At 42.0% G+C, this 26078-nt stretch carries 24 protein-coding genes; 22 read left to right on the plus strand and 2 right to left on the minus strand.

Annotation, left to right across the window (positions count from 1 at the left end):
• The first annotated feature begins 76 nt into the window (after window positions 1–76).
• The 18 genes from DXB54_RS07685 (at window position 77) to DXB54_RS07765 (ending at window position 17142) form a co-directional block, all read left to right on the plus strand.
• On the plus strand, window positions 77–418 hold the full coding sequence (locus DXB54_RS07685; RefSeq protein ID WP_021939199.1) for a type II toxin-antitoxin system PemK/MazF family toxin: 342 nt from the start codon (window positions 77–79) through the stop codon (window positions 416–418).
• Window positions 419–478: 60 nt separating this feature from the next.
• Window positions 479–1279, plus strand: coding sequence for a hemolysin family protein (locus tag DXB54_RS07690; RefSeq protein WP_021939200.1), 801 nt, complete (start codon window positions 479–481; stop codon window positions 1277–1279).
• An 86-nt stretch (window positions 1280–1365) separates the two neighbouring features.
• A complete protein-coding gene (locus tag DXB54_RS07695; protein ID WP_021939201.1) occupies window positions 1366–2106 on the plus strand; it encodes a YebC/PmpR family DNA-binding transcriptional regulator in 741 nt (246 codons plus the stop codon).
• A gap of 202 nt (window positions 2107–2308) precedes the next feature.
• Entirely contained in the window at window positions 2309–4075 is a 1767-nt protein-coding gene (locus DXB54_RS07700) for an ABC transporter ATP-binding protein (RefSeq protein ID WP_021939202.1), read from the plus strand.
• Window positions 4076–4079: 4 nt separating this feature from the next.
• Window positions 4080–5852 (plus strand): ABC transporter ATP-binding protein, encoded by a 1773-nt coding sequence (locus tag DXB54_RS07705; RefSeq protein WP_118694794.1) that lies wholly within the window; start codon window positions 4080–4082, stop codon window positions 5850–5852.
• A 167-nt stretch (window positions 5853–6019) separates the two neighbouring features.
• Window positions 6020–7237, plus strand: coding sequence for an aspartate aminotransferase family protein (locus DXB54_RS07710; RefSeq protein ID WP_118694795.1), 1218 nt, complete (start codon window positions 6020–6022; stop codon window positions 7235–7237).
• Window positions 7238–7250: 13 nt separating this feature from the next.
• Window positions 7251–7745, plus strand: coding sequence for a preQ(1) synthase (gene queF / locus DXB54_RS07715; RefSeq protein ID WP_021939205.1), 495 nt, complete (start codon window positions 7251–7253; stop codon window positions 7743–7745).
• A 20-nt stretch (window positions 7746–7765) separates the two neighbouring features.
• On the plus strand, window positions 7766–9061 hold the full coding sequence (locus DXB54_RS07720) for a bifunctional folylpolyglutamate synthase/dihydrofolate synthase (protein ID WP_118694796.1): 1296 nt from the start codon (window positions 7766–7768) through the stop codon (window positions 9059–9061).
• A 30-nt stretch (window positions 9062–9091) separates the two neighbouring features.
• Window positions 9092–9238: a hypothetical protein gene (locus tag DXB54_RS11995; RefSeq protein WP_199708744.1), complete on the plus strand. Its 147-nt coding sequence runs from the start codon at window positions 9092–9094 to the stop codon at window positions 9236–9238.
• Between the two features lies 1 nt (window position 9239).
• The gene (locus DXB54_RS07725; RefSeq protein ID WP_118694797.1) at window positions 9240–10676 is read left to right on the plus strand and encodes a tetratricopeptide repeat protein; all 1437 of its coding nucleotides are present in this window, start codon (window positions 9240–9242) and stop codon (window positions 10674–10676) included.
• Window positions 10677–10810: 134 nt separating this feature from the next.
• Window positions 10811–11167, plus strand: coding sequence for an STAS domain-containing protein (locus DXB54_RS07730; protein ID WP_021939209.1), 357 nt, complete (start codon window positions 10811–10813; stop codon window positions 11165–11167).
• Window positions 11168–11249: 82 nt separating this feature from the next.
• Window positions 11250–11702, plus strand: coding sequence for an anti-sigma F factor (gene spoIIAB / locus DXB54_RS07735; protein ID WP_118694798.1), 453 nt, complete (start codon window positions 11250–11252; stop codon window positions 11700–11702).
• On the plus strand, window positions 11692–12372 hold the full coding sequence (locus DXB54_RS07740; protein WP_021939211.1) for a sigma-70 family RNA polymerase sigma factor: 681 nt from the start codon (window positions 11692–11694) through the stop codon (window positions 12370–12372). Before spoIIAB ends, DXB54_RS07740 begins: the two co-directional genes overlap by 11 nt.
• A 96-nt stretch (window positions 12373–12468) precedes the next feature.
• A complete protein-coding gene (locus DXB54_RS07745) occupies window positions 12469–13083 on the plus strand; it encodes a stage V sporulation protein AA (protein WP_021939212.1) in 615 nt (204 codons plus the stop codon).
• Window positions 13080–13499 carry a stage V sporulation protein AB gene (locus DXB54_RS07750; RefSeq protein WP_118694799.1) on the plus strand — a complete coding sequence of 140 codons (420 nt, stop codon included), beginning with the start codon at window positions 13080–13082 and terminating at the stop codon, window positions 13497–13499. The genes DXB54_RS07745 and DXB54_RS07750 overlap by 4 nt, the downstream gene beginning before the upstream one ends.
• Window positions 13500–13551: 52 nt before the next feature.
• Window positions 13552–14001: a SpoVA/SpoVAEb family sporulation membrane protein gene (locus tag DXB54_RS07755; protein WP_118694800.1), complete on the plus strand. Its 450-nt coding sequence runs from the start codon at window positions 13552–13554 to the stop codon at window positions 13999–14001.
• A 242-nt stretch (window positions 14002–14243) separates the two neighbouring features.
• Window positions 14244–15929: a VanW family protein gene (locus tag DXB54_RS07760; protein ID WP_118694801.1), complete on the plus strand. Its 1686-nt coding sequence runs from the start codon at window positions 14244–14246 to the stop codon at window positions 15927–15929.
• A 241-nt stretch (window positions 15930–16170) separates the two neighbouring features.
• The gene (locus DXB54_RS07765; RefSeq protein WP_118694802.1) at window positions 16171–17142 is read left to right on the plus strand and encodes an ROK family protein; all 972 of its coding nucleotides are present in this window, start codon (window positions 16171–16173) and stop codon (window positions 17140–17142) included.
• 110 nt (window positions 17143–17252) lie between these two features.
• On the opposite strand, the gene DXB54_RS07770 is transcribed toward DXB54_RS07765, so the two are convergent.
• Window positions 17253–18587 (minus strand): chloride channel protein, encoded by a 1335-nt coding sequence (locus DXB54_RS07770; protein WP_118694803.1) that lies wholly within the window; start codon window positions 18585–18587, stop codon window positions 17253–17255.
• Between the two features lie 348 nt (window positions 18588–18935).
• Between DXB54_RS07770 and spoVAD the strand changes: the two genes are divergently transcribed.
• The 3 genes from spoVAD (at window position 18936) to DXB54_RS07785 (ending at window position 22137) form a co-directional block, all read left to right on the plus strand.
• The gene (gene spoVAD / locus DXB54_RS07775) at window positions 18936–19979 is read left to right on the plus strand and encodes a stage V sporulation protein AD (RefSeq protein WP_118694804.1); all 1044 of its coding nucleotides are present in this window, start codon (window positions 18936–18938) and stop codon (window positions 19977–19979) included.
• Window positions 19980–20157: 178 nt separating this feature from the next.
• Window positions 20158–20514, plus strand: a complete 357-nt coding sequence (spoVAE, locus tag DXB54_RS07780; protein WP_021939219.1) for a stage V sporulation protein AE — start codon at window positions 20158–20160, stop codon at window positions 20512–20514.
• Between the two features lie 267 nt (window positions 20515–20781).
• Window positions 20782–22137 carry an acyltransferase gene (locus DXB54_RS07785; protein ID WP_118694805.1) on the plus strand — a complete coding sequence of 452 codons (1356 nt, stop codon included), beginning with the start codon at window positions 20782–20784 and terminating at the stop codon, window positions 22135–22137.
• Between the two features lie 213 nt (window positions 22138–22350).
• Here DXB54_RS07785 and DXB54_RS07790 read toward each other — a convergent pair whose 3' ends face one another.
• The gene (locus tag DXB54_RS07790) at window positions 22351–25407 is read right to left on the minus strand and encodes a PBP1A family penicillin-binding protein (protein ID WP_118694806.1); all 3057 of its coding nucleotides are present in this window, start codon (window positions 25405–25407) and stop codon (window positions 22351–22353) included.
• Window positions 25408–25674: 267 nt separating this feature from the next.
• Here DXB54_RS07790 and DXB54_RS07795 point away from each other — a divergent pair, with 267 nt between their 5' ends.
• Complete coding sequence (locus tag DXB54_RS07795) at window positions 25675–25992, plus strand: hypothetical protein (RefSeq protein WP_021939221.1); 318 nt, start codon at window positions 25675–25677, stop codon at window positions 25990–25992.
• The last annotated feature ends 86 nt before the right edge of the window (window positions 25993–26078 follow it).

A 26078-nucleotide genomic window follows, 5' to 3' on the forward strand; every position in this document is an offset into this window, starting at 1 on the left:
GTGGAGATACTTTTTATAGCGACATACATAAAATATATAAATGCCGCATGATTATGTAATATGAGGTGAGTTTTATTTGGTGATCAGACGAGGAGATATATATTATGCCGACCTAAGTCCCGTAGTGGGTTCCGAGCAAGGGGGAGTCAGACCGGTACTTATAATACAGAATGAAGTAGGAAACAGACACAGCTCAACAGTGATAGTTGCAGCCATAACCAGTAAGATGAAGCCAAAGCTTCCAACTCATGTGGAGCTTCTGGCAAGAAGCAACGAGCTTACAAGGGATTCGGTTATACTGTTGGAGCAGCTCCGTACCATAGATAAGGCAAGACTTAAGGAAAAGGTGTGCCACATAAACGAGGATATACTTAAGAGGGTTGATTCGGCTCTTAAGATAAGTCTTGAATTGATGTAGAAAATACGCTATCTTATATATTTAAAGGAAGGTGATTGGTAAGACAGAAATGTCAGTTATATGAAGATATTTAACAGAAAAGCAGAAGAAGAAAAAGTAGAGGAAGAAATTATTTCCATGGTTAATGAGGGAAATGAACAAGGGCTTATTGAGGATGATGAGAAAGAGATGATAACGAATATCTTTGAGTTCTCTGAGAAGGAAGCCAGGGATGTTATGACACCTCGTACCAATGTGGTTGCATTTGACAAGAGCTGCAGACTTGTTGACATTATGGATGATATGCTGGAGTACAATTATTCAAGATATCCGGTGTATGATGGTGATATAGATAATATTGTGGGAATCGTTTATTTCAAGGATTTTGTCAGAGAGTATCTTAAGCACAAGGAGAGTCTTGTAGAGTCGGTCATGGTGGAGCCTTATTTCGTTCATCCAACCCGAAATATATCCAAGCTGTTTAAACAGATGCAGAATGACAAGATACATATGGCAATCATCACTGATGAATACGGACAGACAGATGGAGTTATCTCCATGGAGGATATTCTGGAAGAGATAGTGGGAAATATATTTGACGAATACGACGACGAGGAAGATGAGGTCAGGCGTGTGGGAAATGACTATGTGGTTGATGGTACTGCGGAGCTTGATGAGATATCAGAGCTTCTGGGCATTGAATTTCCGGATGAGGATTTCCAGACTATCAATGGCTTTCTTTTGTATGAGCTGGGAAGACTTCCCTTTGAACACGAGGATATACAGATAGAGTATCAGGGATACAGGTTCATCACCACAGGTCACAAAAATAAGATGATAGATAAGGTGAGGATTACTAAGGTTGAAAAATCTTCTGTATAGTGTTAATATAGTGGACGGTTGTATTTTATAGCGACATATATATGAGAAAAATAAGAAACATTACAGACAAGTGAGGAGTAATAAAGATGTCAGGACATTCAAAATTTGCAAACATCAAACATAAGAAAGAGAAGAATGACGCAGCAAAGGGAAAGATATTCACAATCATAGGTAAGGAAATCGTTATTGCAGTAAAAGAGGGGGGAGCTAACCCTGAGAATAATAGCAAGCTCCGTGATGTTATAGCAAAGGCAAAGGCCAACAACATGCCTAACGATACCATCAAGAGAGGTATCGAGCGTGCAGCAGGAGATGCCAATTCAGTAAACTACGTTACATGTACATATGAAGGATATGGTCCTAACGGAACAGCCATTATTGTAGATGCACTTACAGATAACAAGAACAGAACAGCGGCGAATGTCCGTAACTGCTTCACAAAAGGCGGCGGAAATGTAGGAACAACAGGCTGTGTATCATACATGTTCGACCAGATGGGACAGATCATCATTGCCAAGGAAGAGTGCGATATGGACGCAGATGACCTTATGATGGCCGCTCTTGACGCAGGTGCAGAGGACGTTGTGGAGGATGACGACAGCTTTGAGGTGCTCACAACACCTGAGAATTTCTCAGAGGTAAGAGAAGCACTTGAGAAGCAGGGAATACCGATGGCTGAGGCAGAGGTTACAATGATACCTCAGAATTATGTAGATCTTACAGATCCTGAGGCAGTGAAGAAGTTCACAAGGATCATTGATATGCTTGACGATGACGATGATGTACAGGCAGTATATCACAATGCAAATCTTCCTGAGGAAGAATAATCGGTATCAGGCGTTTTTACACTGTTTTTTACGTATACGGCTGGTGTTTGTGCCGCTTGGAATATGTTTTGTTGAAGGGCGTTTATGTACGCCCTTTAACGCATTTATATACAAAAAACAGATTATGGAAAAAATACGTACAGGCAAATTTTAAATAGCTGGATTTAAATGGGCTGATGTTTGGGGCATGAGAGGAAAGTAAATGAAGAAGGTTTTATCGTATTTAAAGGGATATGGAAAGGAAACGGTTCTGGCACCCCTGTTTAAGATGTTGGAGGCGTGCTTTGAACTATTTGTCCCTCTTGTTATGGCGAAGATAATTGATGTTGGTATATACAATAAGGATATGGGCTATGTCCTCAGGATGTGTCTTGTTATGGTGCTCCTTGGTGTTATAGGTCTTACCTGTTCATTGACAGCCCAGTACTTCTCGGCCAAGGCAGCAACAGGCTTTGGTACAGGGCTCAGAAGTGCATTGTTTAAGCACATAACTTCATTATCATACACTGAGATAGATACAATAGGAACATCAACATTACTTACACGAATGACCAGTGATATCAACCAGATACAGACAGGTGTCAATCTGGTGCTGAGATTGTTTTTAAGATCGCCGTTTATAGTGTTTGGTGCAATGATAATGGCATTTACCATAGACGTGAAGTCAGCCATGACCTTCGTTGTCACAATACCGGCACTTTCAGTGGTGGTATTCGGTATAATGCTCATTACAATCCCGCTGTTTAAGAAGGTACAGAACAGGCTTGACAGAGTTACCCTTTTAACCAGAGAGAACCTTTCCGGTGCAAGAGTGATAAGGGCCTTTAACAGGGAAGAGAAGGAATTTGCCGAGTTTGACGGAGCTACAGATGAGCTCATGAAGGTGCAGCTATTTGTAGGAAAGATATCAGCCTTCTTAAATCCTGTTACTTACGTGATCATAAACCTTGCCACTGTTGCCATCATATGGATAGCAGGTGGCCAGGCCAATAAGGGTATCATTACCCAGGGGCAGGTTGTAGCTCTTGTGAACTATATGTCACAGATACTTGTGGAGCTGGTTAAGCTTGCAAATCTCATCATAAACATTACCAAGTCCATTGCCTGCGGCAAGCGTATCAGTGCGGTGTTTGACACTGAGCCTTCTATTGTATCAGGAAAAAACGCCACAGAAAATACCTTGGCGGCAGGAAACGGCAAGGAAAACACCGGGGCAGAAGCTACAGACTGCGTAACCTTTAAGAATGTAAACCTTAAGTATAAGGGTTCGGGAGCCGACTCCCTTACAGGTCTTGACTTCACTGTGAGGCATGGAGAGACTGTAGGTATCATAGGCGGTACCGGTTCAGGAAAGAGCTCCCTTGTAAATCTTATTCCGAGATTTTACGATGCCACAGAGGGACAGGTTCTTGTGGATGGAGTAGATGTAAAGGATTATGACCTTAAGGATTTAAGAGCCAGAGTTGGTGTGGTTCCCCAGAAGGCAGTTTTATTTGCAGGAACCATAGCAGAGAACATGAGATACGGCAGGAATGACGCCACAGATGAGGAGATCATGGAAGCTCTTGATATCGCTCAGGCAAAGGAGTTTGTAGAAAGCAAGGATGGCGGCATAGAGTTTAAGATTACCCAGGGAGGTAAGAACCTTTCAGGTGGACAGAAGCAGAGACTTACAATAGCAAGAGCTGTTGTGAAGAAGCCTGAGATACTTATCCTTGACGACAGTGCATCTGCCCTTGACTTCGCAACAGACGCAGCCCTAAGAAAGGCAATATCAACAAGGATAAAGGAAAGTACAGTATTTATCGTATCCCAGAGAGCGTCAACCATAATGGCAGCAGATAAGATCATTGTTCTTGACGATGGTGAGGTGTGTGGAATAGGTACACATAAGGAACTCATAGATCAGTGTGAGGTATACAAAGAGATTTGTATGTCACAGCTTTCAGAAAAAGAGATGGGAAGGTGATACTATGAGCAGCAGAAAATTAGCAAAGCTTGAGAATAAAGATCAGAATAAACAGACACTTAAGAGGATACTTAAGTGCATTAAGAAGTATTCGGTGCTGGTGGTATTTTCGCTGATATGTGCAGCCGTTTCAGTTGTACTTACATTGTATGCGCCTATCCTTATGGGAAATGGTGTGGACAAGATAGTCGGAGCAGGCAACGTTGATTTCGACGGATTAAAGGCGGTGCTTGTGAAGCTGGTGGTGGTAGTTGCCATCACAGCCATTGCCCAGTGGCTCATGAACATAATCAACAACAGGATAACCTACAAGGTTGTAAATGATGTAAGGACAATGGCATTTGACAAGCTGTCAAGGTTGCCGCTTTCATATGTGGACTCACATACTCACGGAGATATCGTCAGCAGGATAATAGCAGACGTAGATCAGTTCTCAGACGGACTCTTAATGGGCTTCACCCAGTTATTTACAGGTGTAATGACCATAGTGGGAACACTGGTGTTCATGCTTTCAATCAACAGGATAATCACAGTGGTTGTAGTAGTTATAACTCCTGTATCATTATTTGCAGCGTCATTTATAGCAAAAAAGACTTACAACATGTTCAAGAAGCAGTCGGAGATAAAGGGTGAACTTACCTCCATAGTAAATGAAATGGTGGAAAACCAGAAGGTTGTAACAGCCTTCTCTATGGAAGATAAGGTAAATGACAGGTTTAACGAGGTAAATGACAGACTTAATGTGGCAGGACTTAAGGCTACGTTCTTCTCGTCAACAACCAATCCTGTAACAAGATTTGTAAACAGCCTTGTGTATACGGGTGTTGGTATAATAGGTGCTGTAATGGCAATAAAGGGACGTATAACAGTAGGTCAGTTATCAAGCTTCTTAAGTTATGCGAACCAATATACAAAGCCATTTAACGAGATCTCAGGCGTCGTTACGGAGCTTCAGAACGCTATGGCGTCAGCAGCCAGAGTATTTGAGCTTATTGACGAGGAGGCAGAGATAGCAGACAAGAGCGATGCGGTAGTACTTAAGGATGTGTCGGGAAGTGTTAAGCTTACAGATGTTGATTTCTCATATGATAAGAGTAAGGAGCTTATCAAGGATCTTAATCTTGACGTTAAGCCGGGAGCAAGGATAGCCATAGTAGGACCTACAGGTTGTGGTAAGAGTACAGTAATAAATCTTCTTATGAGATTTTATGATGTGGATTCGGGAAGCATAGCTGTAAGCGGCCATGATATAAAGGATGTTACAAGGCACAGCCTTAGGGAGAATTACGGAATGGTGCTCCAGGAGACATGGCTTAAGTCAGGTACTATAAAAGAAAATATTGCATATGGAAGACCGGATGCCACAGATGAAGAGATCATAGAGGCAGCGAAGCAGTCCCATGCCCATAGCTTTATAAAGAGGCTTCCGAAGGGATATGATACGGTGATAACGGAGGACGGAGGAAATCTCTCCCAGGGACAGAAGCAGCTTCTCTGTATCACAAGGGTAATGCTTGATCTTCCGCCTATGCTTATTCTTGATGAGGCAACCTCATCCATAGACACAAGAACAGAGATAAGGATTCAGAGAGCATTTAACAAGATGATGAAGGGTAGGACAAGCTTCGTGGTTGCCCACAGACTTTCTACCATTAAGGAGTCTGATGTTATCCTTGTTATGAAGGACGGACATATCATAGAGCAGGGAAATCACGAAACATTGCTTGCAATGAACGGCTTCTATACGAATTTGTATAATTCACAGTTCGCCCATTAATATGCACAGCCTGCAATTAACATGCATGGCTTGATTATTGATCCGCAGGGCTTGATCATTAATCTGTGGAAGTTATGATATAAAATATTAAATTAAAAAACATAAAATGCAAAATTGCAATATAAAAACAAAAAATGTAAAAACAATATGTCAAGGAGGAACAGTCAATGAAGGTCAGTGACACAGGATATACAAGAGAAGAGCTTTTAGAGATGGCGGACACCTATCTTACAGAGAAAACAAGAAGATGGGAGTTCATTGAGGAACAGGGAGACGGCATGTATGTATACGCAGAAAACGGAGACCGTTATCTGGACTTCTTCGGAGGAATTGCGGTAAACAGCACAGGTAACTGTAACAAGAAGGTGGCAGAGGCCATTGCTACCCAGTGTAAGCAGGTAATACATGCTTCAAATTATGCCTATACACTTCCTATGCTCCTTCTTGCCAAGAAAGTGTGCGACACTATCGGAATGGAGAAGATCGTATTCCAGAACTCAGGTACAGAGGCAAATGAAGCTATGATAAAGCTTGCCAGAAAGTACGGAACAGACAACTACGGTCCTGACCGTTACCATATCGTAACAGCAAAGAACAGCTTCCACGGCAGAACCTACGGGGCACTTTCAGCTACAGGCCAGCCTGACAATGCATGTCAGATAGGCTTCAAGCCGATGCTTCCGGGCTTCACATATGCAGAGTACAACAATCTTGAGGACTTCAAGAGTAAGTGTACAAAGGATACAATAGCCATCATGGTTGAGCCTGTCCAGGGCGAGGGCGGCGTATATCCTGCCACAAAGGAATTCCTCCAGGGCTTAAGAAAGTTCTGTGATGAGAACGATATGCTCTTATTATTTGACGAGGTACAGACCGGATGGGGACGTACAGGCGATATAATGGCATATATGGAGTATGGTGTTAAGCCTGACGCAGTATCAATGGCAAAAGCTATCGGCGGCGGTATGCCGATAGGTGCCATGTGTACAACAGAAAAGTTCGCCAGTGCATTTACCCCGGGTGCCCACGGTTCAACATATGCAGCCAATCCTGTATGCTGTGCGGCAGCCCTTGCAGAGATAGAGGAGATCATGGACAACAATCTTGCGGCAAATGCGAAAGAAGTAGGAGCCTACTTCATGGAGCAGCTTAAGGCTCTTCCATGCGTAAAGGAGATAAGAGGTAAAGGCCTTTTGGTAGGTGTTGAATTCAGAGAACCTATTGCCTTTGAGGTGAAGCACCAGGCGGTTGAGAACAGACTTCTCATAACAGCTGTAAGAGACAACATCATCAGACTCGCACCACCGCTTATAGCCAATAAGGAGCAGTGTGACGAGGCAGTCAAGATACTTATCAAGTGTGTTTCGGCAGCTCTTGTGAAGTAGTATGGAGGTTCGTATGAGCAGAGATAAGAGTGAGATGGGAGATATCAGTCTCCTTGGAAATAAAAATGTAGCATACAAGACAGATTACTGTCCTGAGGTTCTTGAGACTTTTATAAATAAGCACCAGGAAAATGATTACTTTGTTAAGTTTAACTGCCCTGAGTTCACAAGTCTCTGTCCTATAACAGGACAGCCGGACTTCGCAACAGTATATATATCTTATGTACCGGATGTGAAGATGGTTGAGAGCAAATCATTGAAGCTGTATCTGTTCAGCTTCAGAAATCATGGAGATTTCCATGAGGACTGCATGAATGTTATTATGAAGGATCTTATAAAGCTTATGGATCCAAAGTATATAGAGGTGTGGGGCAAATTCACTCCAAGGGGAGGAATATCAATAGACCCATATTGTAACTACGGAAGACCGGGAACAAAGTGGGAAGAGGTAGCCTGGAACAGGCTTTCAAACCATGACCTGTATCCTGAGAAGGTAGATAACAGATAATAAATGGCAGGTAAAAAGCAATGCTCAGTTACGAAGAAGCAGTAAAATATATACTTGATATACCCATGTTTGCACAGAAGATTGGCAGGGAGAACCTTGCCGGTCTTCTTGCTCGTTTAGGAAATCCCGAGAAACATCCCCACATAATACATGTGGCGGGAACCAACGGAAAGGGAAGCACCTGTAAAATGCTGGCAACTCTTTTAATGAAGTCGGGCTGCCGGGTAGGATTATTCACATCCCCTCATCTGGTGAAGATAAATGAGAGGATAAGGATAAATGATGAGATAATTTCAGACGAAGATTTTGCCAGAGTGTTCTGCCGGGTGAAGGAAAAGTTCACCGTGCATCCATCCTTCTTTGAAGTAATGTTCGCCATGGCTGCGGTTTACTTTAATGAGCAGAAGGTTGATTATATAATATATGAAACCGGCATGGGAGGAAGACTTGACGCCACCAACATAGTGGAGCCGGAGCTTACCATCATAACCTCCATAGGCTATGACCATATGGAATATCTCGGGGATACACTGGAGAAGATCGCGGCAGAGAAGGCAGGTATCATAAAGCCGGGTGTGCCTGTCATTTATTTCGACAGGGATCCACAGGTGAAGGCGGTAATAGAAAAACAGGCAGAAAGCCGGGGGGCAGCCTTCTATCCGGTCGAAAAAACCAACTATATAATAAACAGTTTGGGACACAAAACCATTGATTTTTCATTTCATAATGGATATTATAAGTATGTTCATCTGAAACTTGGAGCAACGGCACTGTACCAGGTTGAGAATGCCTGTCTGGCAGTTGTTGCATACAGCTTACTGATGAAGAATATAGGTGAAAGAGAGCTTCAGATATTATCTGAAGGGCTGCTTTCCTTTTATTGGGAGGGCAGAATGGAGGAGATACTTCCGGGAGTGTATGTAGACGGAGCTCATAATGTTGAGGCTGTTACATCCTATTGCGATACAATGGAGCGTATGTACAGAGGAGACAGGAAGCTGCTGGTATTCGCTGTAGTTAAGGATAAGGAATACGAAAGTATGATAGATATACTTACAGGCAGGCTGTCCTTTGAACACATTATAGTGACAAATGTATCCGAGCATCGGAAGGCGGATATCCACACCATAGCAGAGCTGTTTAAAAGCAGGACAGAGACCGGGGTTACGGAGGCCGCGGATGTAGCCGGTGCCATGGAGATGGCAATGGATATAAAGGAAAAAAGCGGCTGCAACGTGTATTGTGTAGGATCCCTTTACCTTGTAGGAGAGGTTAAGAAATGGCTTGATAAATGGAGCAGAGTGCATAGGATATAATGATAAAATAACAGGAAGGAAACATGGATCATGATAAATTTTGATGAAGAAGTCAAGAAGTTTCGCCCGATACTTGAGTTAGATCAGGCGGAAGATGCTATATATAACAATGACCTTAAGGATTTCACTGACATCATGCAGGAAATGATGAGAGTCACCAAGGAGAAAGAGGAATAGTATGGCAGATGTTTTATACTGTAAGAGATGTGGCGGACAGATACTTGTTACAGGATACTGCAGTCAGTGTGGCTTAAAGAGCGAGTATGTCAACAAGGCTATCAATACATCTAAATTTTATTACAATATAGGGCTTGATAAAGCAAAGGTCAGAGATATGACAGGGGCGGCAGCAGCACTTACCGTTTCCCTTAAATATGACAAGATGAACATTGACGCCAGAAACCTTCTGGGACTTGTATATTACGAAACAGGTAAAGTGGTTGAGGCTTTAAACGAATGGGTCATCAGCGTCAATCTCTTTGACGGAAGAAATGTTGCCAAGAGATACATAAAGGAAGTAAAGGCAAATCCTCACAAGCTTGAGGCAACCAATAATGTGGCAAGAAAGTACAATCAGGCACTTAACTATGCAAGACAGGGAAGCAAGGATCTTGCATTTATACAGCTTAGGAAGGTGCTTTCGGATAATGGAAAGTTTGTAGATGGGTATCTGTTATTTGCCCTGCTTAACATTGACGCCGGAAGGTATGACAAGGCGAAGAAGGCCTTAAAGAGGGTAATAAAGATAGACAGGACAAATCCTCTTGCGGTAAGGTACTTTAACGAAATGGGAGTGCCGGATTCCGATGTGATGGATTACAGGGATTTTCCTGAAGACGATTATGATGCAGACATTCTTTTCACTACAGACGAGCCTCATGCATATGTGGAGACCGGTAAGCCTCTTGCCAAGGCTGATGACAGTGTAGTTCCTGTGGGACACTATAAGGATATTAATTTCTACAAATACTCCATGGCCTACGTTATTGCCGGAATAGTACTTGGCGTGGCAGTGATGTTTTTTCTCGTAATGCCTCAGAGGCAGAAGAGTAATGACAATACCAGCAAGGAATTGAAGATAACCTTCAGTGAGCAGATAGCTGATAAGAATGTTAAGATCTCGTCTCTTGAGAATGAGGTTAAGTCTATACAGTCTGAGCTTGACCAGGCAAATGCCACCATAGATGACTACAAGGCAAACAGCAAGATACTTTCAAATGAAGATAAGGTAAGTATGCAGCTTGCCGTCAAGAAGTATATAGATGGTGACTATGAGGGGGCTCTTACATCATTTGAGAAGCTTATGGAGACAAATGAGAACTATGACGAGCTTCTGTTCTATGCAGGACTCTGTTATGAGAAGCTCGGACAGTATGAGAATGCAGTTACTGCATTTACAAATCTGACAACTAACTGTCCGGACTCCATATACTACACAGTGGCGTCCACAAAGGCAAAGACCAACAATGCCGCAGGTGACGGAGTTACGGATACTACCACCGAAAACCCTTATTCTGAAGGCGGTACAGGTGATGGCACCGACACGGGAATCGGAGATGGAACCGGTGCCGGAGACGGCGATTCAGTAATACCGGATGATGGATCCGTTGGATAGAGAGAATACAGATGCTGAAAATCAAATATAGATATTGGATTGACAATATCAACGATACTAAGGACAAATGATCAATTTCATTTGTCCTTTTCTTATTATTTACGATCAAAAAAGAAGGGGGAAAAGCAGGTATCATGAATAATTGTGAAAAAATTGGAGATACTGTAATAATAAGACTGCCTTCAGAGGTGGATGATTATGTAGCCACCGGCATTATAGAAAATACCAGGGAGGTGTTCTCAGATAAAAGGGTAAAATACGTGATCTTTGATTTTGAACATACAAGGATGATGGACAGCTCGGGCATAGGGCTTATAACCAGGCGGTTCAGGGATGTCTATGATCGGAAAGGACTAGTTTACATAATTAATGAATCAGAACAGATGAAGAAGATACTTACAATGTCAGGGATATACAGGATCGTGAACCGGGCGGCAGATATTGAGGAGGCATACGCCAAGGCTCACGGCAGTTTTGTTTACCAGACCTGATATGTTTATTTTATTTGGCAAAATCCTTTGAAAAGGAATAAGAAATCTGTAAAAAATATGGATTGGGGAATATGTGAAGTCTATGAATAGAAATGAAATGAGTTTAGAAATAGAAAGTGATCCAAGAAACGAGAGCTTTGCAAGGGTGGTTGTGGCATCGTTTATGACCAGAATCAACCCGACACTTGAAGAGGTGGCAGATGTTAAGACAGCGGTATCAGAGGCTGTTACTAACGCCATTGTACACGGATATGATGAAGGGGAAGGCAGGATAATCATAAAAGCGGTTACAGATGTGGAGGAGCGTACTCTTGAGGTTTGGATAATCGATTGCGGCAAGGGTATAGAAGATATAAAAAAGGCAATGGAGCCAATGTACACCAGCAAGCCGGACAAGGGAAGAAGCGGTATGGGATTTTCATTTATGGAGGCATTCATGGATGAGCTGGCAGTAGAATCAGAACCGGGTAAGGGAACCACGGTAAAAATGAAAAAGAAAGTGGGAAACTCAGACAGGGAGACAGATGGAGAATAATTTGGAATTGTTAGTCAGAGCAAAAGAAGGTGACAAAGATTCCAAAGACAAGCTTGTTATGGGCAACATGGGGCTTGTGTGGAGCATTGCAAGGAGATTTACAGGAAGAGGCTGTGAGCTTGAGGATATAGTATCCATAGGAACAATAGGCCTCATAAAGGCCATAGACAGATTTGACATGAAATACGAAGTGGAGTTTTCTACCTATGCGGTGCCCATGATAACCGGAGAAATCAAAAGATTTTTCAGGGATTCCGGCACCATAAAGGTGAGCCGCAGCCTGAAGGAAATATATGGGAAGATATATGCATACAGGGATACATACATTAAACAAAAGGGCAGGGAGCCGGAGCTGTCGGAGATAGCCGAAGCCCTGAACATAGAGCCTGAGGAGATAACCATGGCTATGGAAGCCGCGAGACCTGTGGAGTCCTTTGACAATCCCGGTGTCATGGAAGTAAAAGGCGAAGACCGGGAAGAGAAGCTTATGGATAAGTTATTGGTAGATGAGCTTATGGCGAACCTTTCAGAGGAGGAATACAGGCTTATAGAACTCCGGTATTTCAGGGAAATGTCCCAGTCAGATACCGGAAGGCGGCTGGGCTTTTCCCAGGTGCAGGTAAGCAGGTATGAGAAAAAAATAATAGAGAAATTAAGAAATATGGTATAAGCCAAAAGAATAAAAATCGGGATCATACAGATAATAAACCTTAATGAAAGATATAGTGATTTAAAATAAAAATCTTCAGAGAGGAAAATTAATATTATGGCTGATCTACTTTATATAAAACCTAAACAGAGCGTAAAAGTAAACGAGAGAAAGGTACTTCTAAAGGACATGGCGGAGATATATTCGGATAATCCAGATATAGCATTTGCCGCAGACAAGATAGAGGTATACAAATTTAAAGAAAAAGGAAAAAAACAACATATAATATCAATTCTTGATGTGGTCACAACCCTCACCTCAATGTTTGCTGATGTAGACATAATCAATCTGGGCGAGCCTGATACCATCATTTATTATGAGGCTTCCGATTCAAATGTGAACGTAAAGGAGATCCTCAAATTCATCGGATTATGTTTCATTGCCTTCTTCGGAGCGGCATTCTCCATAATGTCCTATAACTCTGACGTAAATCTTGTGGGGCAGCTTGAGCTTATGCAGGATCTCTTTGTAGGAGGCGATGAAGCAGGAATATCCATCGCAGGAATGTTCTATTCAATAGGCCTGTTTCTCGGGATAATCATTTTCTTCAACCATGGTGCAGCCAAGAAGTTCACAGACGAACCAACGCCTCTCCAGGTGCAGTTAAGAAAGTACGAGCAGGACGTGAACCAGACTATTATCACAGATATGGACAGGAGACCTGAAAAATGAATCCAGCTTATATTTTATTGGCATTTGCCGCAATGGCAGGTGGTGCAGCCATAGCTGCCGGATATTTTGCATTTATATCCATGATCGGTATATTTCCAAAGCTTTTGAGCAAAATACAGTACAACAGACATTATATGCTCGTGGAAAATCTTCTTGCATACGGAGCAGCCCTTGGAAATGTCATCTATATATTTACCATAAGGATTCCCCTTACTCTTTTTGGGTTTGCTATCCTGGCACTGTTTGGAGGGATATTTGTAGGCTGTCTGGCAGGTGCACTGACAGAGGTGTTAAATGTGTTCCCGATCATATCCAGAAGATTTAAGATCAGAAAATATCTGCCCTATGCCATATATGCACTGGCGGCAGGAAAGACCGCGGGCAGTATAGTCATGGTGATCACCACGTTGGTGTGATTATAAAATAATCTATATCCTAAACAGATTGGCGTAAGAAAGGAGCAATACAATGAAATACGAACCGAAACAGGAAGATTATAATAAATATGTGAATCAGGTGACACCGAAATCCAACTCGGTGAAAAACTGTATCTGGGCCTTCCTTGCAGGTGGCGGCATCTGTCTTGTAGGACAGATAATAAAGCACATCCTCATGGCAAATAACGTGTCTGAGGACGATGCCTATGGCTATGTGTCAATAATACTGGTCCTTGCCAGTGTAGTGCTGACAGGTCTTAATCTTTATAAGGGCTTTGCCAAGTTCGCCGGAGCCGGAGCACTGGTGCCCATAACAGGATTTGCAAATGGTGTGTGCTCCCCTATAGTGGAATTTCAGACCGAGGGAGAGGTGTTCGGTAAGGGAGTCAAGGCCTTCACTATCGCAGGTCCTGTAATAATGTTTGGTATATTTGCATCATTTATCGCAGGACTTATATATTACATTATCGGGCTGTTTTGATCATAAGCTGTAACATTAGAAGGATTTATATTATTTTAGTGTCAGTCATCCACAGGATAATAGATGCCGCATATTGGCAAATATTAATAAAATATGTCGAAAATGTAATTTTATATTAAGTTTGAAAACGGTAGTTGTATACGAAAAACTTTGTGATATAATACACCTGTGCAGACAGACTTTTTTCGAATTTATTTGCATAAATTATTCATAAATAGTATAGAGCATGAAAGGTACAGTTGATGAAAAAGGTATTAAGATCTAAGGTTTTTATTGCATGTGCGGTAGTGGTGGCACTGTTTCTGATGTACGTAGTGTTGTGTTTCGTAATAGATGACCGCACATTCTACCAGAACACCACAATAAACGGAATAGACGTAAGCGGACTTACGGTGGAGGAAGCCTCCGAACAGATAAAAGGCAAGTTCCAGGACACATACAGAACCGCCCAGCTTAACGTAGACTTAAGTGGAGAGAAGTATGTGATAGACGTGTCGGACGCTATTAATCTTAACGTAAATGACGCAGTTGAGAAGAAATGTCTTGAGACCCACTCATTTTTCAAGAGAGGTGTGAACTACGTTGTGGCATTGTTCTCATCCTGTGATTATGCTATTGCCCCTGAGGTACAGAGCAGGGAGAAGCTTCACGAAGCCATTGCCGTAAGTGGTCTTGCAGATCTCCAGAAGGAGAACAAGGACGCCTACAAGATAGATGGTGACAAGCTTGTGGTAGTAAAGGGAAGAGGCATGTTTGCCGTAGATGAAGAAGCACTTGCCGACGAGGTAGAGAAGAGGCTTCTTTCACAGAAATTTGATGAGGTAATAGAGTGCCCGCTGGTTAAGGGAGATGTGGATATAGATAAGCTCCACCATCAGGTATATACAGAGGTTAAGGAGCCTACACTGGATCCGGATAATAACTATGCGGTGGTAGAGGCTGTTACAGGTATGGACTTTGACGTGGCTGAAGCGAAGAAGCTTCTTGAGGCTGCCAAGGACGGCGAGGAGGTTCGCATACCACTTAAGATAACCGAACCTAAGATAAGCACCGAGGAATATACCAGAAACCTTTTTAAGGATGAGCTTGGAAGCTGCACAACGGTTGCCACAGGTACCAGCGGCAGAAAGTCAAATGTCAAGCTGGCAGCAGACTACTGTAACGGTACGATCCTTATGCCGGGAGAACAGTTCTCTTACAACAATGTGGTAGGAGAGAGAACCAGCGACAGGGGATTTTCACCGGCTCCGTCTTATGTAGGCGGCGAGTCCGTTGATTCCATCGGTGGTGGAATATGCCAGACATCCTCAACACTTTACGATGCAGTATTATATGCTAATCTTCAGATAGATGAGAGACATCCTCATCCCTATGTTTCAGGATATATAGGAGCAGGTCTTGACGCTACGGTTGCCTGGGGCGGATATGATTTCAGATTTACAAATACTCTGGAGTATCCGGTCAAGATAGTCACCAGCTTTGAAAATGACAACGTAACCTGCAAGGTCTACGGTACAAATCTAGACGGTATACATGTGGAGTTGTCCACAGAGTTTTTGGGATACGTGGACTACGACACAGAGTACAAAGACGATGACAGCCATGAGGTAGGATACGAAGAGGTTGAGACCTCGGGTATAAGAGGTCAGATATACCAGTCCTACAGAACAGTGTACGACAAGGATGGAAATGTAATCTCAACAACAAAGGAATCACTTAGTGAGTACAGCACGAGAACAGAGGTAATAATCCGAGGTACAAAAGAACCTGAGACGGAAGCCCCTACAACCGAGGCACCTACTACGGAAGCCCCTACAACCGAGGCACCAACCACTGAGGATCCATCAGGTGGTGACGATCCTGCGGTAGATATCCCTGACAGTGTTCAGAGTGTGAGCGGTAAATACGCAAAGAAGGTTTTTTTCTAAACTTTTTTGAAAATACATAGTATAAATGATATAATAGAACCGGTTTTCTGATGTTATATGGCATGGGAAATCCGGTTCTTTTATTTTGAACGATTGTATAAGATTTATTTAAAAAGTTTAAAGCGGGCAGACAATGTAGATTGTTTGATGAACACTGATTACGATTGGATTCGGCTGATATGACAGTAGGGGTGCAGATAAATTATAAAAGAAATATTTTTGGAATTTTAGGAGGAATGGTATGTATTTGATATTTGATATTGGCGGAACATTTTCCAAGTATGCTTTAATGAAAGCAGACGGAACAATAGTTGATAAGGGCAAATTCGAAACCAAGAATAAAGAGGGGGATACGGTAGATGATTTTGTGGACTCTCTGGTGGCAGTCTATGACAATTATAAAACCTATACAGTCATAGAAGGTATATCTATGTCACTGCCTGGACAGATAGACGTGGAAAACGGGATAGTGTATTTAGGTGGGGCACTGCCTTTCTTACATAAGGTGAGATTTGGAAAGCTCATGTCAGACAGATGTGACCATAAGCCTGTTACGCTTGAAAACGATGCAAAATGTGCAGCCCTTGCTGAGATCTGGAAAGGAAACGCATCAGATTGTACTAATGCTGTACTATTCATAATTGGAACAGGAGTAGGCGGCGGTGTCATAATTGACAGAAAGGTTCACCGTGGAAACAGGATGATCGCCGGGGAGTTTTCTTATATATTTGACACCATAACCAGGGAAGAAGCGGAACATAAACTGCTTAATGTTGATGATATGGGACAGCTCGAGAATAAGTATGGTGATGGCATATACAGTCTGTCAAAGACAGCAGCCACTTATTCACTCCGTGTACGTGTGTCCAAAGAGAAGAATATTCCGTTAGAACAGGTGACAGGAGAATTGATATACAAATGGTCAGACGAAGGAGACGAAATATGCAGCAATGCTCTTAAGGACATGTATTTTGCTATTGCCAAGCAGTGTCTTAATATGTATGTTATCCTTAACCCGGATGTGATACTGATCGGTGGCGGCATAAGCTCCGAACCACGATTTATAGAAGGTATCAGATATTATGCGAAGATGTTGAGCAATGCTGCAGAAATGTTTAAGGGATATAAGATTGAACTGTGCAAATTCGGAAATGACTCTAACCTTTTAGGCGCTTTATACAATTTCTTGCAGATGCATGATCTGACAAAATAAATAAATGGGTGAAGTGAAAATCCCTGATAGGATTAAATGTCAAAACACATTAGATGTGAATTGGGCATGCAGTCTTATCAGGGATTTAATTATTTTTACGCTATTACTCGTTATTCATCAAGCTCAGGCTGATCCGCTGAATGTTCATCCTTTCTTGCGGCAGTGTGGACCTCTTTGTTAGTGTAAAGATTAACATAGTGTGGTCTCAGCTTTGAGTATATTATCTTCTGTTCGCTGTATAGACTGTAGTAGCCGGACATCATATAACTGATGGCACAGGCAATGGCAAATAATATCAGTCCATCAGATCCAAACAGCTCAATTCCAAGCAATATGGAAGTGAGAGGACAGTTTACCACCGCACAGAAGAAGCATACCAGACCCACTGCAGCACTGGTTGCCGGATCAAGCCCCATAAGATTTCCCAGCGCACATCCAAAGGTTGAACCGATGAAGAACGCCGGTACGATCTCGCCGCCACGGAAGCCGCAGCCGATTGTGACACAGGTAAATAACATTTTCAGCAAAAATGCATAGGGCTTTGCATCGCCATGGATGGCATTGGTGATTATGCCCATTCCGGCACCGTTGTAATCGGTGCTTCCAATCAGGTGGGTGAGGATAACAATGATCAGACCACCAACAAATATACGCACATACTGATTCTTGAAGAAGTGCTTAAAGAAGTCGGATGCCATATGCATGAGCATACAGAACAATACCGCCAGCACCGCACAGCAAATGCCGAGAACTCCCACCTTAAGCCCGATCTCTATATTTATCTCAGGCACCTGCTTTAATACGAAGTTGGTAGGGGTTATATTGAAGGCACAGGTTATTGCATAGGCAATAATAGCTGAAAGTGCACATGGAACCAGTGCACAGAAATACAAAATGCCTATGCTGATTACCTCCATGGAGAATAATGTAGCGGTAATAGGTGTTCCGAACAACGCAGCAAATACCGCACTCATGCCGCACAGAGTCATTATGTGTCTGTCATCATCAGAAAGCTTGAATAATTTGCCAATGGTAGATCCCATACTTCCGCCTAACTGCAGGGCGGCACCTTCTCGACCGGCAGAACCACCAAACATATGAGTGATGACTGTTGATATGAAGATTAGCGGAGCCATCTTGAAGGGGATGGTAAGGTTCTGATCCCTTATGGAACCGATGACCAGATTGGTTCCCTTATCATGCTTCATACCGCTGACCCTGTACAGGAAAACAATTATCAGACCTGCAAATGGCAGAAAGTTGATTATGAAGCTGTGGTTTTCTCTGACACCTGTAACATATTCAACACTGTAGTGGAAGGCTGTACCGACAGCTCCACACAGGGTACCGATAACCGTGGCAATGATACACCATTTCAGAAAGATCTTAGCATATCGCAGAGACCGCTTCCCACAATTTATCCAATATTCCTTAGTATATTCCATTATATTCTCTCCCATAAAAAATTGGCACCATGTGTAGTGCCTTAAGTCACTCATTTGATTATATCAGTGTGTGAAAAATCTTCAATAGGAAATTATTCTATTTGGAGTTTAAACTGATAGAAAGTTGACTTGCTAAAAGCTCACACTTTTTAAAATTTCACTCAGAAAAAATATAATGCTTTACCAATGATAAATTCATTTAATAATATAAATCTCAGGTTTAATATATCGATAATCGGGCAAAATAAGAAAAATGAACCTTATGAACGAAGTGAGGATTGCTGACATTAAAAAGGGAGGCACGCCATCACTTTGTAAGGTGTGCCAATAAAAAAAGGAGGGATTTATATGGGTGGAAATACTCAGATGGTTGGAAGACAAAGCTTGAAATTCAACAAGCCTGTGTACATTGAAGAGACGGCGGCGGTATGTGGTCCTAAAGAGGGGGATGGCCCTCTTGCAGCATATTTTGATGAGATAAGTGAAGATCCGTTTTTCGGTGCCGATTCATGGGAGGCTGGAGAAAGTGAGATGATCAGCAGAGCTGTAAATATCTGCCTGAACAAGGCAATGCTTAGACCTGATGATATCAGATATGTATTTGCTGGGGATCTTCTCGGACAGCTTATCGCAACAACCTTTGGAATCAAGGATTATGGAATACCATTGTTTGGACTGTATGGTGCATGCTCCACCTGTGGTGAAGCCTTAAGTCTTGGGGCAATGACAGTCGCTGCGGGATATGCTGACAAGGTACTTACTGTTACATCAAGCCACTACGGCAGCGCAGAGAAGCAGTTCAGATTCCCGCTTGAGTATGCGAACCAGAGACCATTATCAACTACCTGGACAGTAACCGGCTGTGGTGCATTTGTCCTTACAGATGCAACGTCAAATACCAGACGTGTAAGAATTACCGCCATAACTACCGGACGGATAAAGGATTACGGAATAAAGGACTCACTTAATATGGGAGCCTGCATGGCCCCTGCGGCGGCAGATCTTATATTTGAGAATTTAAAGGATTTTAATATCAAACCAACCTATTATGACAAGATTATTACCGGAGATCTTGGAATGGTGGGAAAAGATATCCTGATAGACCTTTTGAAGAAAAATAATATAGATATAGAGAAGCAGCATATGGATTGCGGTATAGAAATATTTAACAACCTGGAGCAGGATACACATTCAGGCGGTTCAGGCTGCGGCTGCTCGGCGATAACCATGGCAGGCTATATTATGAATATGTTCAGAGCAGGAGCTGTCAGAAGAATCTTATTTATCCCTACAGGTGCATTACTTTCAACCGTAAGCTATAACGAAGGACAGAACATTCCGGGAATAGCTCATGGTATTGTAATGGAGCTTGAAGAAGATCAGGACAATTAATTTATTATAGAAATTTGCAAATAATGATTTAGCACCATGCAGATAAGGGCTGATTATTATATTTGAAATTTTATGATGGAATATGAATTTGAAATATTAGGAAAAATTTTTTGATTTATATTGAAGCATATATTTTTTTGAAATTTATTTAGAAAGAATATTAAGGAGAAATACAAAAATGGAATATTTAAAGGCGTTTATAATTGGCGGAGTGATCTGTATGTTAGTCCAGATATTGATGGACCATACAAAACTCATGCCCGGAAGAATTATGGTGTTGCTTGTTTGTTCGGGCGTAGTACTTGGGGCAGTGGGCGTATATGAGCCATTCTTGAAATTTGCTGAGTGCGGTGCGTCAGTACCTCTTAGTGGATTTGGTTATAATCTGTGGAAGGGCGTAAAGGAAGCTGTAGATAGTGATGGATTTATCGGCTTGTTCAGAGGTGGATTTAAGATGGCGGCTGTTGGAACGTCGGCGGCATTGATATTTTCATATATAATTTCACTTATATTTAAACCTAAGATGCCTAAATAAGTAATAATGTTATAGCTGGCGGGACATAGTGAGCAGAAGAGACACCATGCTCCGCCTATTTTTTTGTCATTTTTAGCTACTGTAAGTGCATGAAATTACTTGATTATTTTATATGTTTTTCGTATCCTTTAAGTTATAAAAGTAATTAGATACGTAAAAGAAAATGATATTAGAAAACAATGCAATAAAACAACATTAGAAAATGACATTAGAGAACAATATTAAAGAAACAGCAATCGTAAAATATAATACAGGGGCGAAAACGGATTGAAGGATAAAAATACAGAGGAAAAACACCTCACAACAATACATAAAAGTATAAAGCAAAATCAAAAAAACAAATATCCGGTAATAGAGCGGAAAGGGCATAGTACAAAACATGAGACATTCAAGACAACAGAAAAAATTTCTGAGACCAAAGAAGAAAAGCTAAGGATCATACAAAAGACATCGGAGGCTGAACAAGAAATTTCAAATGCCAACCAGAAGGTTTCTATTTCTGAAGCTAGTCAGGATGATCTTCGAAATCCCGGAAATAATTCAGGCAGAAACTACGGCATAGATGCACTAAGGATGTTAGCAATGTTTATGATAGTAATTCTTCATGTGTTGAAACAAGGCGGCGTGTTAGATGGAGCGAGAGCCCTGTCGCCACAGTATGAGGCTGCCTGGCTATTGGAGACGGCAGCATTTTGTGCAGTAAACTGTTATGGGATTATATCCGGTTATGTGGGAGTGGACGGTAAGTATAGGTTCAGTAATATTGCATTGCTATGGCTTAGGGTTGTTTTCTATACATTAGGAATTACCGCTATATTCTGGATATTTGCACCTGAATATGTAGGGGTAAAACAGTGGCGAAATGCAATGTTTCCGGTTATGACAGAGCAGTATTGGTATTTCACAGCGTACTTTGCTATGTTCTTTTTTATGCCGATGCTTAATTCTGCTCTTAGGAATTTGAGCAGAAAAACCATGGGGCAAATGTTGATAGCACTGATTATCATATTTTCTGTTTTGCCGGTAATATTTAATACAGATCCTTTTATCATAAAAGCTGGATATTCGGCTTTGTGGCTTATGATACTATATCTTATAGGCGGTTATATAAAAAAGTATGGATTGTTTGAGAAGTGCAGGACGACATGGTTAGTTGCAGGTTACATAATAATGGCCTTGTGTTCATGGGGCTGCAAATACATATATGAATATTTGCAGGTGGAAAATCCGCAGAAGATAGGAATTTCCCGGGGAGACCGCATGATCAGTTATATTTCGCCTACAATGCTTGTGGCAGCAATATGCCTTTTTATGATATTTAAAAGACTAAATGTAAAAGAGTTTGCTAGAAAGATAATAAAAAAATATTCACCACTATCATTCAGTGTATATCTTATTCATGCTCACCCACTCATCTGGGGATGGATCTTGTCTCAGCTGTTCAGAGATTATGGTCAGTTAGCTTGGTATATTGAAGTCCCGGCAGTTTTGGGAACAGCCGCTGCCATATATGTTATATGCATTATGGTGGATATAGTACGTGAAAGCATATTTGATGTATTTAAGGTAAGAAAGTGCTTACAAAAGCTTGATCGTAGCACAGAAAAAAGTTTGGATAAATAATCATCACTATAGGTCAAAAATTAATGCCCGTAAGAAAAAGTAAGCGGGGCACAGTAGCCGGAAACAAGTCATTATGCCCCGCCCAAAAATAAGAAGACATGCAAGCATGCTGCACTTGACTCGTTGTCGTAACACAAAGCCCCTGAACCATTTTAATGGCTCAGGGGCTTTATTTAATCATTCATTCTATAGCACATTTAAATAAACATATTGTTAATTCTTTTTGATAAGCTTATTCAATATAGAAAATACATTCTCAAACGAATGAACACTGACCGCAGCGGAAGTGCGGCTTTTAGTATTTGTACTTGCTACATACACATCCCTCATCAGTGCTTCTGTTGAGGATTCCGGAATTGACATAGCTTCCGGCGAAGGTTCAACAGTAGGAGTTTCAGTTGATGGTGTTTCAGTGGTTGTATCCTCTGAGCTTGGCGGCTCCGGTGCAGGCGGCTCCTCGGTTGTTGGTGCTCCGCCTCCTGAGAATACTGCCGAAATCGTGTGGTCAGAGGTTACATTCGAGAAGGTGTAGCTTGAAACAGCACCTACGGAAGAACCATCTACATAAACATCAGCTATTGAATATCCGCTGTTTGCCTGAATATAAACTGTATAAGAATCACCCTCACTTACTGTCGTGCTTGGTGAGATAGTACCACCTTCACCGGCAGAAGTAGTAATAGTGAACTTCTTTTTATCATCATCAGAAGATTCGTCCTCTGAGTTCTCCTCTGTATGGATATTGCAGAGGGTAGTGAGGATAGAATTATCATACTGGAAGTCTGCTCCGATAATAGTTATATCACCGGTTTCATCATCTACAATGTATCTGTACTCTGTAGTCTCAGGACAGAACTCTGTGGCCTTAAGATGAGACTCGTTACAAAGAGTGATCCTGTTTCCGTCAGTAGCACCTGTACAATACTTAATAGGAACGGTTCCCTTGGCGAAGTACTCAGTCTTTGTCTGACATCCTTCTATAGGAAGAAGTCCTGACTCCTTACAAACCGTTGCCATGACAATTCCCTCAGGCTTTTCGAAACGCTTCGAAGTATCAAGCTCCTTGACCTCAACGATCTTATCCATTATCTTTCTCCACATTATCTTGTGATAGCTTCCTGCGGAGAACTGGGTATTAACATCATACCCGATCCAGATAGAAGCTGAGTAATAAGGAGTGATACCACAGAACCATGCATCAAAGTTGTTTGATGTAGTACCTGTCTTACCTGCCGCATAAAGACCGCTGTAAGGATTTGCTGTAGTACCTGTACCTGATGTAACAACGTCGTGCATAGCGTCTGTAAGGAGCCATGCATTCTCCTCGGAAATAACTTCCTTGTTCTCAGGTGTCCTGTTATCTATAATAAGATTTCCCTCATGGTCGTAAACCTCTGTGTAGAAGATTGGTTTATTGTACTTTCCGCCATTGGCAATGGTTGCATAAGCAGCAGTGATCTCAAGGTTTGTGATACCGTCTGTAAGACCACCCAGTACTGTTGAAAGGTGTTTGTCAGATACGATAGAACCATCTGACTCGGTTCTCTGGTCAACAAGGGTGGTGAAGCCAAGCTTCTGCAGATATTCAAATCCAACCTCAGGAGTTACCTCCTCGAAACACTTAACCGATACGATATTCTCGGAATCCCTGATGGCGTCTCTTATGGACTGAGGTCCACGATAAGAATCTCCCCACCAGTTTCTTACAGGAGTACCATCCGGGTAGCTGTAAGGCTCATCAACAAATGTTGTTGCAAGGGTCATTCCACATGCCTGAAGAGCAGGAAGGAAACCTGACACAACCTTAAATGCAGAACCCGGCTGTCTTGTAGCCTCTGAAGCCCTGTTGAAGGAACGGCTCTCGGTCTTATCTCCACGGCCTCCCACGATTGCCTTAACCTGACCTGTGGACTGATCCATAAGAGTAAATGAAATCTGTGGCTGAACTGTTACTTTATATGACTCTGCCAGTTCCTTGTAACCTGTCTGGTCAATCATGGCAGCCTTATATACATTCGCAGCTTCTCTGGCGTCCTCAGGAGTAGAGAACATCAGGTCGAAATTACTCTGACCCTGTTCCTCACGGTACCATTCCTGCATCATGTTCTCGCTATAGTTGTATGTGTCACCGTTAGTATCTGTAAGAGTGAGAGCATAGTTCAATTTGTATTCATCGTACGGGTAATTTGAACTGTCGTTTAGAACCTCGTCACATACATCCTGAAGCTCTGAATCCTGACATATCTTAACAGTAAGACCACCGGAGTAGATCATGTTGTCTGCTTCGGCAGTATCCTTGGCATAACCCATACTTACCAGATCTTCCTCAAGCTGGTTGATAGTGGCATCGGTGTAGTATGAATATACTTTTTGTGGTTTGTTTTCACGTCGCTCAGCTAAAGAGTTGATTCTGTCGTATACATTGTCTGCAAGCGCCTCATCATACTGTGCCTTGGTGATGTACCCAAGATCAAGCATTTCCTTTAATACCAGCACACGACGCTCGGCATTGTTATCAGGATTGATTACCGGATCATATCTTGATGGGTTCTGAGGTATTGCAGCAAGTACCGCACACTCAGACACTGTAAGTGCGCTCAGTTTCTTACCAAAGTAATATTCGGCAGCAGTCTGTACCCCATATCGGCTCTGGGAGAGGTAGATAGTGTTGAGGTAGTACTCAACGATCTCTTCCTTGGTCAGCGTCTTCTCCATCTCAATGGCAAGATACTGCTCCTGGATCTTTCGTTCAACCTTTTCAATGAAGGTTGTCTCATTAAGACCTACGTTGAAGATCTGATTCTTAATAAGCTGCTGTGTAAGAGTACTGGCACCCTGGGATGGATCTCTTGTCTTGATGGCTATCATGACAGCTCTTGCAATACCCTGTACATCAATTCCGTTGTGTTCCCAGAAACGTTTATCCTCAATGGCAACAAATGCATTGACAAGGTCCTTAGGAATGTCCTTGTATTCAACGTATTCTCGGTTCGAGTCATAGTTTGAAAGGGTTACTACAGTTTTTCCTGACTGATCAACGAGAGCCGACTGATAACCCTTAGGTATCAGATCTTCGGCTTTGACCTCCGGAGTATCATCCAGGATACCCTTGAGCATACCGAAGCCTGCGCCTACGCCTGCTATCATACACAGCAGCAGCATAACAAGGATAAGCTTAAATACTATGACCTGTACTTTCTTTTTATTTCTCGGCAATCGGGATACCAGCATGTCCTGCTTATTCTCGACGCCTTTCTTCGTGAAATTCATATATAAATTCCTCCTAGTATAAAATACGTCCTGATTCTCCACATTATATCAGATATATATATAATAATAAAGTAGTTTTTTCTTTAGAAAATATTAAGTTTCTGTGTCCTGATGGCATTATATAGTATCTGCATTTCGTACAATTAAATTTATGGATTATTAAGGGATATTTGCAATCTGCAAATTTATAAATTCTTAAGTTTTAATGTGAGCCGGCTTCATGTATAATGTTCATAGTCTGAAAATATTTTGAATGGAGTGAGTGATATGTACGAATCAATAGAAGATGCCATTGAGTGCTGGAATGAAGATTATTCCTTCATCGAAGCAGCGGAGGTCACAGGCTATGATGGCGGTTATCCTGTTGTGAGATTTACCATAAATGAAGCTGCAAAGGATCTTGTGAAATCTCCGAAGCACTTCAAGCATATAGCAAGAAGAGCCGAGATGGAGGGAGGAATAGAAGTCGGGGTGTGCACATGCTTTTATGACACCTGCCATATCAGCTATGAATTTCCTTATCTGACCATATGCGGTTACCCGGAGGTTATCCAGAGAGTCCTGAAATACATCATCGGCCTGTAAGATAGCTTGTCACGACGGGGTTAAGATTATATTCATCATGAGTTGAAAATATATGCTCTGAAAATATTTATCCATAATTGTCTTAA

The sequence above is a fragment of the Coprococcus sp. OM04-5BH genome (assembly GCF_003482105.1).
Lineage (GTDB): Bacteria > Bacillota > Clostridia > Lachnospirales > Lachnospiraceae > Coprococcus.